Annotated in this window: 13 protein-coding genes; 9 read left to right on the forward strand and 4 right to left on the reverse strand. The window is 72.6% G+C overall.

Features of this window, described 5'->3' with window-relative positions; translation table 11 throughout:
* Window positions 1-100 precede the first annotated feature (100 nt).
* Window positions 101-1,273, forward strand: coding sequence for an ROK family transcriptional regulator (locus tag HH310_RS23060; protein WP_211192496.1), 1,173 nt, complete (start codon window positions 101-103; stop codon window positions 1,271-1,273).
* A gap of 33 nt (window positions 1,274-1,306) precedes the next feature.
* Window positions 1,307-3,172 carry a CBM35 domain-containing protein gene (locus HH310_RS23065; protein WP_211192497.1) on the forward strand — a complete coding sequence of 622 codons (1,866 nt, stop codon included), beginning with the start codon at window positions 1,307-1,309 and terminating at the stop codon, window positions 3,170-3,172.
* A gap of 3 nt (window positions 3,173-3,175) precedes the next feature.
* Here the strand turns inward: HH310_RS23065 and HH310_RS23070 are convergent, their stop codons facing one another.
* On the reverse strand, window positions 3,176-3,832 hold the full coding sequence (locus HH310_RS23070; RefSeq protein ID WP_169177696.1) for a TetR/AcrR family transcriptional regulator: 657 nt from the start codon (window positions 3,830-3,832) through the stop codon (window positions 3,176-3,178).
* 232 nt (window positions 3,833-4,064) lie between these two features.
* Here HH310_RS23070 and HH310_RS23075 point away from each other — a divergent pair, with 232 nt between their 5' ends.
* Window positions 4,065-5,603, forward strand: a complete 1,539-nt coding sequence (locus HH310_RS23075) for an MFS transporter (protein WP_169177697.1) — start codon at window positions 4,065-4,067, stop codon at window positions 5,601-5,603.
* A gap of 177 nt (window positions 5,604-5,780) precedes the next feature.
* Here HH310_RS23075 and HH310_RS23080 read toward each other — a convergent pair whose 3' ends face one another.
* Window positions 5,781-8,015 (reverse strand): ATP-binding protein, encoded by a 2,235-nt coding sequence (locus tag HH310_RS23080; RefSeq protein WP_169177698.1) that lies wholly within the window; start codon window positions 8,013-8,015, stop codon window positions 5,781-5,783.
* Window positions 8,016-8,157: 142 nt separating this feature from the next.
* Here HH310_RS23080 and HH310_RS23085 point away from each other — a divergent pair, with 142 nt between their 5' ends.
* The 4 genes from HH310_RS23085 to HH310_RS23100 all read left to right on the forward strand — a co-directional run bounded on the left by HH310_RS23085 (window position 8,158) and on the right by HH310_RS23100 (window position 11,838).
* Entirely contained in the window at window positions 8,158-8,982 is an 825-nt protein-coding gene (locus HH310_RS23085) for a helix-turn-helix domain-containing protein (protein ID WP_211192498.1), read from the forward strand.
* A gap of 83 nt (window positions 8,983-9,065) precedes the next feature.
* Window positions 9,066-9,602 (forward strand): peptide deformylase, encoded by a 537-nt coding sequence (def, locus tag HH310_RS23090; RefSeq protein ID WP_169177700.1) that lies wholly within the window; start codon window positions 9,066-9,068, stop codon window positions 9,600-9,602.
* Window positions 9,599-10,435 carry a helix-turn-helix transcriptional regulator gene (locus HH310_RS23095; RefSeq protein WP_169177701.1) on the forward strand — a complete coding sequence of 279 codons (837 nt, stop codon included), beginning with the start codon at window positions 9,599-9,601 and terminating at the stop codon, window positions 10,433-10,435. The genes def and HH310_RS23095 overlap by 4 nt, the downstream gene beginning before the upstream one ends.
* A gap of 50 nt (window positions 10,436-10,485) precedes the next feature.
* Window positions 10,486-11,838 (forward strand): FAD-binding oxidoreductase, encoded by a 1,353-nt coding sequence (locus HH310_RS23100; protein ID WP_169177702.1) that lies wholly within the window; start codon window positions 10,486-10,488, stop codon window positions 11,836-11,838.
* 13 nt (window positions 11,839-11,851) lie between these two features.
* On the opposite strand, the gene HH310_RS23105 is transcribed toward HH310_RS23100, so the two are convergent.
* On the reverse strand, window positions 11,852-12,697 hold the full coding sequence (locus HH310_RS23105) for a PfkB family carbohydrate kinase (RefSeq protein WP_169177703.1): 846 nt from the start codon (window positions 12,695-12,697) through the stop codon (window positions 11,852-11,854).
* A gap of 61 nt (window positions 12,698-12,758) precedes the next feature.
* Window positions 12,759-12,992, reverse strand: coding sequence for a hypothetical protein (locus tag HH310_RS44045; protein WP_248294337.1), 234 nt, complete (start codon window positions 12,990-12,992; stop codon window positions 12,759-12,761).
* On the opposite strand from HH310_RS44045, the gene HH310_RS23110 reads away from it, so the two are divergent.
* Together HH310_RS23110 and HH310_RS23115 are read left to right on the forward strand one after the other, a co-directional pair.
* On the forward strand, window positions 12,943-13,596 hold the full coding sequence (locus tag HH310_RS23110) for a DUF3152 domain-containing protein (RefSeq protein ID WP_248294333.1): 654 nt from the start codon (window positions 12,943-12,945) through the stop codon (window positions 13,594-13,596). The two genes, HH310_RS44045 and HH310_RS23110, sit on opposite strands and share 50 nt — an antisense overlap.
* 48 nt (window positions 13,597-13,644) lie before the next feature.
* Complete coding sequence (locus HH310_RS23115) at window positions 13,645-14,688, forward strand: LLM class flavin-dependent oxidoreductase (protein WP_169177705.1); 1,044 nt, start codon at window positions 13,645-13,647, stop codon at window positions 14,686-14,688.
* Window position 14,689 lies beyond the last annotated feature (1 nt).

Below are 14,689 nucleotides of genomic sequence, written 5' to 3' on the forward strand. Positions count from 1 at the left end.
CAAGATCCTTACCAAGTGATGAACAGCGCAGAGATTAGGAGCGATGATGAACAGAAATCAATACTTGACGAAGTTAATTATTCCCCCTAGCTTTCCGGACATGGTTCCGGTTGATGACGACGTGGCGCTCGCCGCATCCCCGGCCGCGGCGGCGATCCTGACCGCCCTGGTCACGGCGGGCCCGCAGAGCCGGGTGAGCCTCGCGCGCAAGCTCGGGCTCTCCTCCGCGGCCGTCACCAAGGCGGCGCGTCCGCTCATCGACGCCGGATACCTGGCCGAGCTCGGCGCCACCGAGCGCACCGGTCCGGGGGCGGGCCGCCCGGCCAGCCCGCTCACCGTGCACCCCGACCGGGAGTTCTTCGTCGGCGTCAAGCTCACCGGCGACGAGCTCATCGGTGTGGTGTGCGACCTGACCGCGCAGATCCGCGCGGTCGCCCACCGCACCCTCGCCAGCCAGGCCGTGGACGACGTGCTCACCGAGATCGCCGCGATCACCGGCGACCTGCTGGACGGTGCGCCGGACTACCGGTCGCGGACCCGCCGGCTGGGTCTGGCCGTCTCCGGCGACGTGGACCGGGAAACCGGCCACGTGCGGTACTCGCCGTTCCTGCACTGGCACGACGTCGCTCTCGCGAAACTGGCCGCGGCCGCCACCGGCCTGCAGGTCACCGTGGAGAACGACGTCAAGGCGCTGACCACGGCCGAGCACTGGTTCGGCGAAGGCGCCGGTGCCGACTCGTTCGCCCTGGTCACGGTCGGTTCCGGGATCGGCTGCGGGCTGGTCGTCAACGGCCGGCCGGTCTCCGGCTCGCACGGCGTGGCCGGCGAGATCGGGCACCTGTCGGTCGACGCGACCGGGCCGGCCTGCCACTGCGGCAGCCGGGGCTGCGTCGAGGCCATCGCCGGGACCGAGCCGATAGTGGCCGCGGCGCGCGCGGCCGCCGGCCGGACGGACCTGTCCATCTCCGACGCGGTGGAGCTCGCCCGCTCCGGCGATCCCGCCGTCGTCACCGTGTTCGCCCGCGCCGGCGAGGCCATCGGGCTCGCCATCGCCGCGGTCGCCAATCTGGTCGGCCCGGCCCGCATCGTCGTCTCCGGTGAGGGCCTGGCCGCGTACGACCTGTTCGAACCGCACATCCGGGCCGGCTTCGAGCGGCAGGCGTTCGGCGCCGCCGCCGACTGCCCGCTCTCGATCCGTCCGCTTCCGTTCGAGGAGTGGGCGCGCGGGGCCGCCGCTGTCAGCATCCAGTCCCGTCTCGTCCCACTCGGCTGAGTGTCCTTGATCGTCCTCAAGGAGGTTCCCGCAGTGAGATCCACCCCCGGAATCCGGTTAGCCGTGGCTTTGTGCGGCGCCGGGCTCCTCCTGTCCGCAGCCGCCGCTCCCGCGGTGGCCGTCGGCCCGTCTCCCAAACCCGGTCCCGCCAACGCTTCCGCTCGTGCCCTGTCCCCCGCCGCTCCCACGCCGGCCGGTGTCGACTCCCCCGACCCGGCCGGCATCGCCGCCACCCCGCTGATGGGCTGGTCGAGCTGGAGCCTGGAATCCACCACCAGGCCCGGCGTCAACCCCAGCGGCGGCGGCAGCTGGCTCACCGAGAAGAACCTGCTCACCCAGGTCGACACCCTCACGACCAAGCTCAAGCCGTACGGGTACCAGTACGTCAACATCGACGCCGGCTGGTCGCGTGACCTCGGCGTCTGGGACAACGTCCACTACGACGGCTACGGCCGCGAGATCGCCGCGCCGGACCGCTTCCCGCACGGGATGAAGTACGTCGCGGACTACATCCACGGCAAGGGTCTCAAGGCCGGCATCTACCTCGCGGTGGGCCTGGCCAAGACGGCGTACGGCGAGGGCACGGTCCCGATCCTCAACGCCCCGGGCTGCACCACCGGCGACATCGTCTACCCGGACCTGCGCACCACGAACGGCTGGGACAGCTCGTACGAAATCGATTTCAGCCAGCCCTGTGCCGCCAAGTACGTGGATTCGCAGGCGCAGCTGGTCGCCGACTGGGGTTTCGACTTCCTCAAGCTGGACGGCGTCGGGCCCGGCTCGTTCAAGAGCGGCGACAACTACAACAACGTGGCCGACGTGCAGGCGTGGCGGGCGGCGATCGACAAGACCGGGCGGCCGATCCGGTTCCTGCTGTCCTGGTCGCTGGACCGTAACTACGCGGCCGACTGGAAGGCCAACGCCAACGGCTGGCGCCTGGAGACCGATGTGGAGTGTTACTGCGACACGCTGGTCACCTGGAACAACTCGGTGAAGGGCCGCTGGGACGACGTTCCGGCGTGGACCCCGTGGACCGGCCCGGGCGGCTGGAACGACCTGGACTCGCTCGACGTCGGCAGCGGTGCCATGGACGGCATCACCGAGGACGAGCGGCGGGCGTACATGACGCTCTGGGCCATCTCGGCGGCGCCGCTCTACACCGGTGACGACCTGACCCAGCTCGACGCGTACGGGCTGAAGCTGCTCACCAACCGGGAGGTGATCGCGATCGACCAGCAGGGGGTCGCGGCCCGTCCGGTCACCCCGTCCGGCACCGGCCAGGTGTGGGGCATGAAGAACAAGGACGGCTCGTACACGGTCGCGTTGTTCAACATGGGCGCGTTCCCGGCCACCGTCTCGGCCTCGTGGACCAGCTTCGGTTTCGCCGGCCAGGCGGACGTCCGCGACGTGTGGGCGGGTCGCGGTGCCGGCTCGCACGACGGCGGGATCTCGGCCTCGATCCCGGCGCACGGCGCGATGCTGTACCGGGTCACCCCCAAGTCCCCGGCGACCGGCACCACGGTCTACGAGGCGGAGAAGGGCGCGGTGGCGAACGGCGCCGGGCCGGCCGCCTGTGACGGCTGCTCCGGCGGGACGAAGGTGGGCAACCTGTACAACGGGGGCGCGCTGCAGGTCCGCGGGATCACCGTGCCGCGCTCGGGCACGTACCAGGTCAACATCCGCTACGTCAGCGGCGACCCGCGCTCGGCCACCGTCTCGGCGAACGGGCAGTCCCCGGTGACTTACGCCTTCCCGTCCAGCGGCGGCTGGAGCATTCCGGCCACCGCGACCGTGCCGCTGCAACTGAGGGCCGGCACGAACACCATCGAGGTGGACAGCAGCTCCACTGTCTACTCCCCGGACATCGACCGCCTGGAGGTGCCGCGGGCTCCGCGCTGACGCTTATCCCCCCGACGAGACCCGCTCCGCCCCCCGGAGCGGGTCTCGTTCTATCAGGGCCGCCGCGGCCGCGGCGGTGAGCCAGTCGCGGGCGCGTTCCAGGCTCCAGCCGCGGTCGCGGCACAGCGCCAGCCAGGCGCCCTCGCCGAGGTAGAGCCAGAGGATGTCGAGCGCCTCCGGCACGGTGATGCCGGGTTTCAGGGCGCCGAGCTGGTCGAGGCGCTCGGCGGTCCGGCCGAGGGCTTCCTGGTACGTGTCGAGGATCCGCTGGTAGACCTCGGCCGCGGCGGCCTCGGACTGGGCTTGCGGGAAGAGCCGGGTGACGATGTCCCAGTGGCGCTCGTGGGTGAGCCGCACCCCCTCGCCGGTGAGCCGGATGACCTCGACCGGATCGGTGGCGGCGGCCAGGGCGGTCCTGGTCTCGCCGACGGCCGGGTCGCCCACCACCGGCATCAGCAGCGCGGCGAGGATGTCCGCCTTGCCGCCCGTGCTGGTGTAGACGGTCGGCACGGCGACTCGCGCCGCCCGCGCGATCTGCGGCACGGTCGTATCCGCGTACCCGGCGGTCAGGAAGAGCTCCCGGGCCGCCGCGAGGATGGCCGACCGGGTCGCGGCGGCCGCGTCGGCACGGCGTGGCGAGTGATATCTGGCGGTGCTCACGCCCCCGGATGGTAGCGCTTGTGAGCCCCGCCGCATCACTTGGCCATAGTCTCCTATAAAGAATAAGGTCGTTTGCGCGGAGAACGTGACGGGCTGACGCTGCCGCCCCGCCCGTCACTGACCGCCACGGCCGGCCGGCGACCCCTCTCATGGACGCCGTCCGGCCGCCCTCGGCTCGCTGTGACCCCGGTCATGAACGGTTCGTACGGCGCCGGTTTACGCGTGTACGGGCATGACACAACTTCCTCCGGCCGCCGATCCACGGCGCTGGTCGGTCCTCGCCGTGATGGTGCTCTGCCTCTTCCTCGTCGTGCTCGAGAACACCGTGCTCAACGTGGCGCTGCGCACGCTGGCCGAACCGGGCAGCGGACTCGGGGCGTCGCCGAGCCAGCTGGAATGGGCCGTCAACGCGTACACGCTGGTCTTCGCCTGTCTGCTCTTCACCACCGGCGTGCTCGCCGACCGGCTCGGCCGCCGGCTCGTGCTGATCGGCGGCCTGCTGGTGTTCGGGCTCGGGTCGCTGTTCGCGGCCTACGCCGACTCGCCCGCGCAGCTCATCGGGGCGCGCGCGATCATGGGCGTGGGCGGCGCGGCGGTGATGCCGGTGACTCTGTCGATCATCATGAACGTCTTCCACCCGCGCGAGTACGGCAAGGCCATCGGCATCTGGGCCACCGCGATCGGATTCTCGGTCGCCGGCGGTCCGTTGATCGGCGGGCTGCTGCTCGAGCACTTCTGGTGGGGCTCGGTGTTTCTCATCAACGTGCCGGTCGCGATCGTGGCCGCCGTGCTGGCCGTCGTCCTCGTGCCGGAGTCGAGAAACCCGCGCGCGCCACGGCTCGACCTGGTCGGCGTCCTGCTGTCGATCGCCGGGCTGGCGCTGCTCACCTACGGCATCATCAACGGCGGCGAGAACGGCTTCGGCGCCGGACGGTCCTGGGGTGCGATCGTGCTCGGGGCCGCCGTGCTGGCCGTCTTCCTGGTCGTGCAGAGCCGCATCGCGTTCCCCTCGCTGGACGTCAAGCTCTTCACGAACATGCGGTTCTCCGCGTCGGTGATCGCGCTCGGCGTGGCGTTCTTCGCGGCCATCGGCTCGATGTTCTTCATGGCGTTCTACCTGCAGCTCGTCCGCGGTGACAGCCCGCTCGCGGCGGGCGCCCTGATGCTGCCGGCCGCGGTCGCGCAGATCGTGTTCGCGCCGGCGAGCGCCAAACTGGTCGAACGGTTCGGCCCGAAGCTGGTCGCCGCGGCCGGTCTGGTGGTGCTCGCCGCGGGGCTGGCGGGCTTCATGGTCTTCACCGCCGGTTCGTCGGTGGTGGCCCTGGAGGTGGCCTTCTTCCTGATCGGCCTCGGGATGGCCCACGTCATGCCGTCCGCGACCAGCACCGCCATGGGTTCGGTCCCGCCGGAGAAGGCCGGGGTGGGGTCGGCGATCGGCAACACGATCCGGCAGATGGGCGCGGTGCTGGGGGTCGCGGTACTGGGATCGGTGCTGTCGGCGGTCTACCGCGGCAAGATGTCGGGAGCGGACGGTCCGGCCGGGAAGTCGCTGGCGGGGGCGGTCGCCCAGGGCGGCACGTCGCTGCTCGGCCGGGCGAGCGACGCGTTCGTGTCCGGCATGCACGAGGCCGCGATGGTGTCGACCGTGGTGGCGCTGGTCGGGGCGCTGGCCGTTCTGGTCTGGATGCCGGGCAGGCGACCGGCTCCGGGTGGCCGGGGCGAGCAAGCCGTCGCCGAGCCGGACAGCAGCACTCCGGCGGCGGCGGGCTGAAGCCGGCCTTCCCATCGGCGGCTCGCCGGCGGCGTGCCGTCGTGCGGCGGCGCGGAACCGCTCGGCGGCGCGGAACCGGTCGGCGGCGCGGAACCGGTCGGCGGCGGAACCGCTCGGCGGCGCGGAACCGCTCGGCGGCGCAACGGTGGTCGCCGGACCGGGCGGCGGCCGCTCGGGTCAGACCCGCCAGCGCGCCGGGCCGCCCGGGGCCGGCTGGTAGCGGAATCGGTTGCCGGTGTGCAGCGAGGCTCGCAGGTGTGCCGCGGCCAGGGGGGCGGCGACCTCCAGGCGGGTCAGGACGGTCTGCAGGGCGCGGGTGGCGTTGACCCGGGCGCGTTCGGCCTCGGCGCTCTGCCGCCGGGGCCGGCCGCCGAACCCGCCCGCCCGGCGCAGTTCCGCGACCAGGGCGGTGCGCTCCGCGTCGAGAGTCCGCGCGGCCTTGACGTCACCCTTGCGGTCGGCGGCGTCGAGCTGGCTTTCCAGCATGTCGAGCCGCTGCCGGAAACTGGCCCGCGCGGTCGCGTCCAGCACCGGCTCGCCGGGCGCCACGTTTAGCCCGGCACCACCGGCGACCAGGTCCAGCGCGGCGATCTCCCGGCCCGGGGAGGCCAGCAGCGTCCGCAGGTAATGAAGGCCCCGGACGTCGTTGAGGCGCGCGGTCTCGGGGCCTGCCGCCAGCCGCCAGTCGTCGCCGTCGCGTTCCAGACGCCATTCCGCGCCGGCCGGCGCCGACCCCTCGGCGTCGCTCGCCTCATGACCGCTGGTCCAGCTATCATCCGATTTTTCGGGATATAGGCGGGCGGCCAACTTGGCCGCACGTTCCTCGTCCCCGTCTCGCCCTCGGATCTTCAGCGTCGCGGCGAGCCACGGCAACGTGCCGAGCCGCTCCTCCTGCGCGACGGCATTGTCGAAATGCTCCATGGCCTGCGCGAAGTGCCGGGCACCGCCGGCCACCTCACCCAGCCGCCTGCTCAGCCGGCCCAGGTAGTCGTCCACCGGCCCGGTGATCATGTTGGCGCCACCCCAGACCACCAACCTCCCCCGGTACGGGACGAGCGCGTCGTAGAGCGCCCGCACCGAGGCCGCATCGCCCCCGTGCGAGGCCACCAGCGCCAGGTCGGCCACCGCACCGATCCAGCGCGGCCCGGTCCCGGCCAGCACCGACGGGAGCAGGCGGTCGAGCTCCAGCAGCGCCTCCGCGTCGCGGCCGGACTCGGCGAGCGTGCGCGCCGCGGTCGCCTCGAAGAACTGGCCGGGCAGCCGCCGCGCGAACCGCTGCAGCCGCGTGGCCTCCGACCCGGCGTCGCCGCGCAGGATGGCGAGCCAGCCGCGCAGCGTGAACGACAGCCGGTCGGTGTCGGCCAGCCCGGCGTCGTGCCCGGCGACCACGACCTCCTCGGTGAGTGCCTCGGTGAGGTCGAAGCGTCCGCGGATCATCGCGAGCATCGCCTGCCGTGCGAGGGTCACGACCCCGGCCTCGGCGTCCCCGTCCAGCTCGCCGGCCCGGGCGTACGCGGTCAGGGCCGCCTCCGCCGCGTCCAGGTCGCCGAGCTCGGCCAGCGCGACGAAGCGCCAGAACAGCCCGCGCCGTTCCACGGTGGCGTTGCCCGCCTCGCGCGCCCGCTCGACGATCTCCGACGCGGTGGCCAGGCGTTCCTCGGCCGCCGCCGGATCCCACAGCGCGTGCAGCCGCGCGTCCAGCACCTCGGCGATCGTGCCCGAGTCGCCGGTGTGGCGGGCCAGCGCCAGTGCCTCGTCGGCCAGCGCGCGGCGCCGCGCGGCCGCCGACTGGTCGCCGAGCAGTTCCCGGGCGAGTCGCGCGAGCACCCGGGCCCGGGTCGCGCCGGGCAGTGGCCGGGCCGCCGCCGACTCGAGCAGCCGGATCAGCGCCACGTCCAGGATGAGGAACTCGGACCGCGACGGCGTCGTGAGAGCGAGCTCGACAACCGCATCGCGCTCCCCCAGCCCGTCCAGGCTCGCGGCCAGCTCGAGCGCCGGTCCGGGCCAGCCCGCGCCGGCCAGCCACACCGCGTGCACGGCGTCCGCGGAAAGACCGGGCAGCAGCTCGGCAAGCTCGGGTTCGGTGAGCGGGGCCAGGCGCAGGTCGGGCCGGTGCCCGGCGTCGCCGGTGGTGGTCAGGAGCACCGCCGCGCCGCTGCCGGTCAGCGCGGAGACGTCCGGCCAGGCGCCGCGGTCGGCGTCGTCGAGCACGATCAGATGCGCCCCGGGCACGAGCGTGCGCTCCACCGGCAGCCCGCGGGACCGGGCCAGCGCGGCCGCGGCGTCGGCGAGCGCCGTCTTCCCGGATCCGTGCGGCCCGGCGATGACGAGAACACCGCCGACGCCGTCCCGGGCGCGGTCGACGAGGCGCGCGACGGCGGCGAGCTCGCGACGGCGTCCTATCAGCGGCACGGGACACAGCGTATGCGCAGCTCCGGCGACCGGCGAAGGACCGGGATCACGGCCCCGCCGGCGAACCCGCTTCGCGAGCGCCGATGACGGAGGCCAAAATCTGACCATCCTCGATCGGGCGGCGGGCGAGCAGACTGGTCAGGTGAGCAACGAACTGGGCGCCTTCCTGCGCGCCCGCCGGGCCGAGCTGCAGCCGCGCGACGTCGGCCTGCCGCCCGACGACGCCGGTCGCCGCGTCCCGGGTCTGCGCCGCGAGGAGGTCGCCACCCTCGCCGCGATCAGCGTCAACTACTACGAGCGGCTGGAGCAGGGCCGGGTGGTGGCCTCGGCGGCGGTGCTGGCCGCCCTGGTCCGGGCGCTGCGGCTGACCGACACCCAGCGCACCCACCTGTACGCCCTGGCGGGTCGCCCGAAGCCACGACGGCGTCCGCGGCAGCCGCTGCGCCCGGCGATGCGCCGCATGCTCGACCAGGTGACCGGCGTCCCGGCGCTGGTCCTCGGCCCGCGGCTGGACGTGCTCGCCTGGAACCATCTCGCGGCCGCCATCCTCGTCGACTTCGCGCAGGTCCCGGCGGCGCGGCGCAATCTCGTACGGCTGCTGTTCGCAGACCCGGCGATGCGTGCCCGGCACGCCGACTGGCCGGAGGCGGCCCGGACCGCGGTGGCGGCACTGCGGCTGGAGACCGCGGACGATCCGGACGATCCCGATCTGGCCGAGCTGGTCGGCGAGTTGTCCGTGCGGTACCCGGATTTCGGGGCGTGGTGGGCGACGCGACGCTCCGGTGCCGCGATCACCGGCGCCGCGGTTCTGCGGCATCCGCTGATCGGCGACGTGACGCTCGACTACGACGTCTGGGAGCTGCCCGACGGCGGGCGGCAGCGCCTGTTGATGCTCAGTGCCGGGCCGGGCTCGTCGGCGTACGAAAGACTGCAGATACTTGCGTCCTGGACGGCCGCCGCGCTGTGACGAACGCAACGGTCGCGGACGGTGAACCTGGGTGCCAGGCTTGTCGTCTATCCCGGTGATAGTCCGTTTGAGGGAGATATTCGATGACCGTGCTGCCCATCGTCAAGGTCGGCGACCCCGTGCTGCGTAAGCTCGCCGAGCCGGTGACCGACTTCGACGCCGAACTCCGCACGCTCGTCAAGGACCTGAACGAAACGCTGGAGGCGTCGCACGGCGCCGGTCTGGCGGCCCCCCAACTCGGGGTGAGCCTGCGGGTCTTCGCGATCAACCCGGATCTGCCCGGCAACGAGGCGCGCCTCGACCACCTGATCAACCCGGTGCTCGAGTTCCCGGACGAGGAGATCCAGGACGGCCCCGAGGGCTGCCTGTCCATCCCCGGCATCTTCCTGGACACCAAGCGCCGGCTGAACACGGCCGCCAAGGGCTACACCAAGGACGGCGACCCGGTCCAGGTGGTGGGCCAGGGGTTGCTCGCCCGCTGCATGCAGCACGAGACCGACCACCTCGACGGCGTGTTGTTCATCGACCGGCAGGACCCGGACGGCCAGGCCCGGCTGCTCGCCACGCTCCGCGCGGCGCAGTGGTGGGACGCCGACATCCGGGTCAGCCCGCACTCATGAGCTCGGCGGAGCTGGGCCGCTTCCTGCGGGCCCAGCGCGAGCGGCTGCGCCCGGAGGATTTCGGCCTGCGCAGCCGCACCGCCCGCCGCACCGGGGGCCTGCGCCGCGAGGAGGTGGCGATGCTGGCCGGCATGTCCGCCGACTACTACCGCCGGCTGGAGCAGGCCCGGGTCGGACCGCCGTCGTCGCAGGTTCTCGAGGCGGTGGCCCGGGCGTTGCGCTTCACCGAGGACGAGCGCGACTACGCCTTCCGGATCGTCGACCGGGACCCGCCGCGCCGCCCGCACGCCGTCACCGAGGTCGACCCGGCGCTGGGGCAGATGCTCGACGCGATGCCGGGCGCCGCCGCCATGGTGATGAGCGATCTCGGCGAGACGCTGGCCCAGAACGCCACCTCGAAGGGCCTGCTCGGCGACCATTCGCGCTTCACCGGGATCAACCGCAACGGCATGTACCGCTGGTTCACCGACCCGGCCGAGCGATCCCTGCACCCGGCCGGGGAGCAGGAGGCGGAGAGCGACGCGCGGGTGTCGACGCTGCGTGGCTGGTACGCGCGCACCGGCGACCCGCGCGCGGAGCGCCTGATCGCGCTGTTACGCGCGCGCAGCACCGAGTTCGAACGGCTGTGGCAGCGGGAGAAGGTGCACATCTGCCGCAGCGGCCCGGTCACCCTGGTCCACCCGGTGGCCGGCGTCCTCGACCTGCGCGCGCAGATCCTGGAGGCGGACGGCCCGGGGCAGTTGTTCGTGACGTTCACCGCGCCGCTGGGTTCATCGGCGGCGGCCCGGTTGAGCGAGCTTGGCGGGGAAAACCTTGCCCTCGCAGGGACCTGAGTCCACGGGAAAAGTTGCCTAGGCACGATCGCTTCGACCTAGGAACTGAGATGACCGACGAGAGCACGGCGCTGCGGAACGCGGCGCGCACGGTTCACCTGCCCGGCGACGACGGGTACGACGCGGCGCGCACCGGGTGGTCGCTGGCGAAGGATCTTCGCCCGGCCGCGGTGGCGGAGCCGGAGAACGCCGCCGAGGTCGCCGCGGTGGTGCGGGCCGCGGCCACCGCCGGGCTGCGGGTGGCGCCGCAGGGCACCGGCCACAACTCGAACCCGCTGAGCGATCTGAGCGGCTCGGTGCTGCTGAAGACGTCGCGGATGAACGCCATCCGGATCGACCCGGACACGCGTACGGCGCGGGCCGAGGCCGGCGCGGTGTGGCTGCCGATCGCCGAACTGGCCGGCAAGTACAAGCTGGCGGCGCTGCACGGTTCGTCGCCGGACACCGGTGTCATCGGCTACAACCTGGGCGGCGGGATCAGCTGGTACGCGCGGTCGCAGGGCCTCGCGGTCAACAAGGTCACCGCCGTGGAGATGGTGCTGGCGGACGGCGGTTTCGTCCGGGCGGACGCGGATCACGACCCGGATCTGTTCTGGGCGGTACGCGGCGCGAGCGCGAACTTCGGCGTCGTCACCGCTGTCGAGTTCGCCTTGCTGGAGCTCGAATCGGCGTACGCGGGAATGCTCGCCTTTGATCTGGCCCTCGCCCCTCGGGTGCTGCCGCGCTGGCTGGAGTGGACCGCCGGGGCGCCGGAGAGCGCCACCACGTCGTACCGGCACATGCAGATGCCGCCGCTGGAGGCCGTCCCGGAGCCGATCCGGGGTCGTCGCCTGGTCGTCATCGACGGCGCGGTGCTCGAGGACGACGCCGAGGCGGAGCGGATCCTGGCGCCGCTGCGCGAGTTCGGGCCGGAGATCGACACGTTCGGCCGGATGCCGGCGGCGGCCCTGCCGCGCATCCACATGGACCCGGAGCAGCCCACGCCGGGCGGCGGCCGCGGCGGTCTGCTGGACAACCTGCCGGTGGAGGCGGCCGGGAAGCTGCTTTCGGTGGCCGGCCCGGACACGCTCTCGCCGCTGGTCGCGGTCACCGAGTTGCGTCACCTCGGCGGCGCGCTGAGCCGCCGGCCGTCCGGCGGCGGCGCACTGTCCTCGTTGGACGGCGAGTTCGAGATGATCACCGGCGGCTTCGTCATGGGCGAGGCGAAGGAGCCCACGTACGCGGCGTGCGACGTGGTGATGGGTTCGCTGGCGGCGTACTCGCGGGGTAAGACGTACCTGCCGTTCCAGCACGCCAAGGCCGATCCGTCGGCGGCCTTCGACGAGGTGACGCTGCAGCGGCTGCGGCAGCTCCGCGCGTCCGTCGACCCGCGCGGGTTGCTGCAGGCCAATCACGAGATCTGACGGAACCGTCCGGTCATCCCCTGGCGGCGGCCCTGGCCCCGGCGTGCTGCACGGCCCGGCTGCCGATCACGGTCGCCGCCTCGACGGCCGCCGCCAAGGGGCGTCCGGCGGCCAGGCCGGCCGTGAGCGCGCCGAGGAACGCGTCGCCGGCCCCGGTGGTGTCGACGACCTCGACCGCGGGAGCCGGCACCCGCTTGGTACCGTCCCGGTCGCTGAGCACCGCGCCGTCCGCGCCCGCGGTGACGACGACGGCCGGGATGCCGAGGTCGCGCAACCCTTCGGCGGCCTCGGCCGGGTCCGTCACGGCGGCACCGAGCACGGCCGCCGCCTCGAACACGTTGACCACGAACAGATCCAGTGTGGACAGCACCGACGGGTCGCGCGGGATCAGATTGCCCACCAGCAGGCGCGGCCGGGGCAGTCCGCCCAGTGCCTCCGGCGGCAGATCCAACTGGCAGACCACGATTTCCGCCGTACGCCTCCGCAACGCCGCCCGCACGTGCTCGGCTCGCAACTCGGCCCCTTCGGAGAGCGCCAGCGTCACGTACGACTCGCCGTCCGGGGTCACCTCGATGATCGCCGCGCCGGTGGGCACGCCCGGCAGGAGCCGGAACCCGTCCAGATTCACGCCGTCGAGAGACCGCACGATGAGGTCACCCCAGTGATCCGCGCCGGCGTTCGCGACCAGTCCCGCGTCCGCGCCGAGCCGGGCCGCCGCGTACGCCTGGTTGACCGCCTTGCCGCCCGCGGTCGCGACGAGTGGCCCGCCGTAGGCCGCCCGCCCGGGCGCGGCCCGTTCCGGAACCCGGACCGTGAGGTCGACGACGGCCCGCCCGACAAACGCAATCCGCTCCCGCACCCGGCCATTGTGCTTCGGAAAATATTTCGCACTCCAGCCAACCATTGATCGTTCCGCGTCGTCATGTTCGTGTGGCGTTACGACGGTTGATGGCTTTGACGGCCTGCTTCGTTCTTTCGGCTTGCGGCTCGGCGGCGTCGCCCGGGGTGTGGTCCGGGCCGCGCTCGGCGCCATCGAGGTCATCGGCATCACCGCCGTTGTCGCCGCCCTCGTCACCGCCGTTGTCGCCGCCCTCGTCGCCGCCGTTGTCGCCGCATTCGTCATCGGACGCGTCACCGTCGCCTGCGAAGATCACCTACCCCGCGCACGGCCACCGGAAGTGGCTCACCGCCCCCGCCGGCACCTCGACGGCCGGCACCTCGGGGCGGCTCATGCGTTACCGGGTCGAGGTGGAGAGCGACATCAACGGCCTCTCCCCGGCCGCGTTCGCGGACGCGGCCGGCGCCACCTTGGCGGATCGCCGGGGCTGGACCGCGGGCGGCGCGTGGCGGTTCCGCCGGGTCGGGCCCGGACAGGCGTACGACTTCATCCTCTACCTGGCCACGCCGGACACCCGCGACGGGCTCTGCGGGGACACGCCCGACGGATACATGTCCTGCCGGAACGGGGTGAGCGTGGTGCTGAACGTGGCCCGGTGGGTCAAGGGGGTTCCGGACTACGGGGCGGGCCTGGCCACCTACCGGGCGTACATGGTCAATCATGAGGTCGGCCACCGCCTGGGCTGGGGGCATCAGCTCTGCCCCGGCAAGGGGCGGCCGGCGCCGGTGATGCAGCAGCAGACGCTCGGCCTGCACGGGTGTGACGCCAATCCCTGGCCCTACCCGGACGGGAAGCTTTACGCAGGTCAGTCCGGTGTTTACGGCGATCCGCCACCGCCCCGCGACCGCGGCTCTGATTGACATGTCAATAACGTCGACGCATAGTTGACGTGTCAATAGGAGGGCACCATGGAACTGGAACTCGGGCTGAACTCGTTCGGCGAGGTCGCGTCCAGCGGCGGCCGGGATCTGAGCGACGCCGAGACCGTCCGGCTGCTGGTCGAGGAGGCCGAGCTCGCCGACGCGGCCGGGCTGGACGCGTTCAGCATCGGCGAGCACTACCGTCCCGGCCACAACGACACCGCCACGCCGGTGCTGCTGGCCGCGATGGCGACCGCCACCGAGCGGATCAAGCTGGGCACGTCGGTCACGGTCCTGAGCACCAACGATCCGGTACGCCTGTACCACCAGTACTCGACCCTCGACGCGGTCTCCAACGGTCGCGCCGAGCTGGTCCTCGGTCGCGCGTCGGTGATCGAGTCGTTCGAGCTGTTCGGCTACCAGCTCAACGATTACGAGCATCTCTTCGAGGAGAAGCTGGAGCTGTTGCTGCGCCTGATGCGTGAGGAGTCGGTGACGTGGTCCGGCACGACCCGCTCGCCACTGACCGGTCACCGGCCGCAGCCCCGGATGCGGCCCGGTGGCGTACCCACGTGGATCGGCGTCGGCGGCGACCCGAACTCGGTGGTCCGCGCCGCCAAGAACGGCCTGCCGCTGATGCTGGCGATCATCGGTGGCCGGCCGCAGCGCTTCGCCGGGCACGTCGACCTGTACTTCCGGGCGCTCGAGCAGTTCGGCCGGCCGCGGCTGCCGGTCGGGCAGCACTCGCTCGGCCTGATCGCGGACACCGACCAGGAGGCCGCGGACACCTGGTGGGAGTACTGGGAGCCGGTGGTGCGCCAGATCAGCGCGGAGCGCGGCTTCTACGGTCCGAGCCGGCCGCGCTACGAGGCCGAGCTGGACTCCGGGGCGCTGTTCGTGGGCTCGCCGGAGACGGTGGCGCAGAAGATCGCGACGATGGTCCGGGACCTGCATCTCAGCCGCTTCGACCTGAAGTACGACATCATGCACCTGCCGCGCGAGGCCCGGGCCCGCACGATCGAGCTGTTCGGGCGCGAGGTGGCGCCACGGGTGCGCGAGCTGACTTCGGTTGCCGTTCGGTTGCCAGGCTGAG

It is taken from the genome of Actinoplanes sp. TBRC 11911, assembly GCF_012933445.1.
Taxonomy (GTDB): domain Bacteria; phylum Actinomycetota; class Actinomycetes; order Mycobacteriales; family Micromonosporaceae; genus Actinoplanes.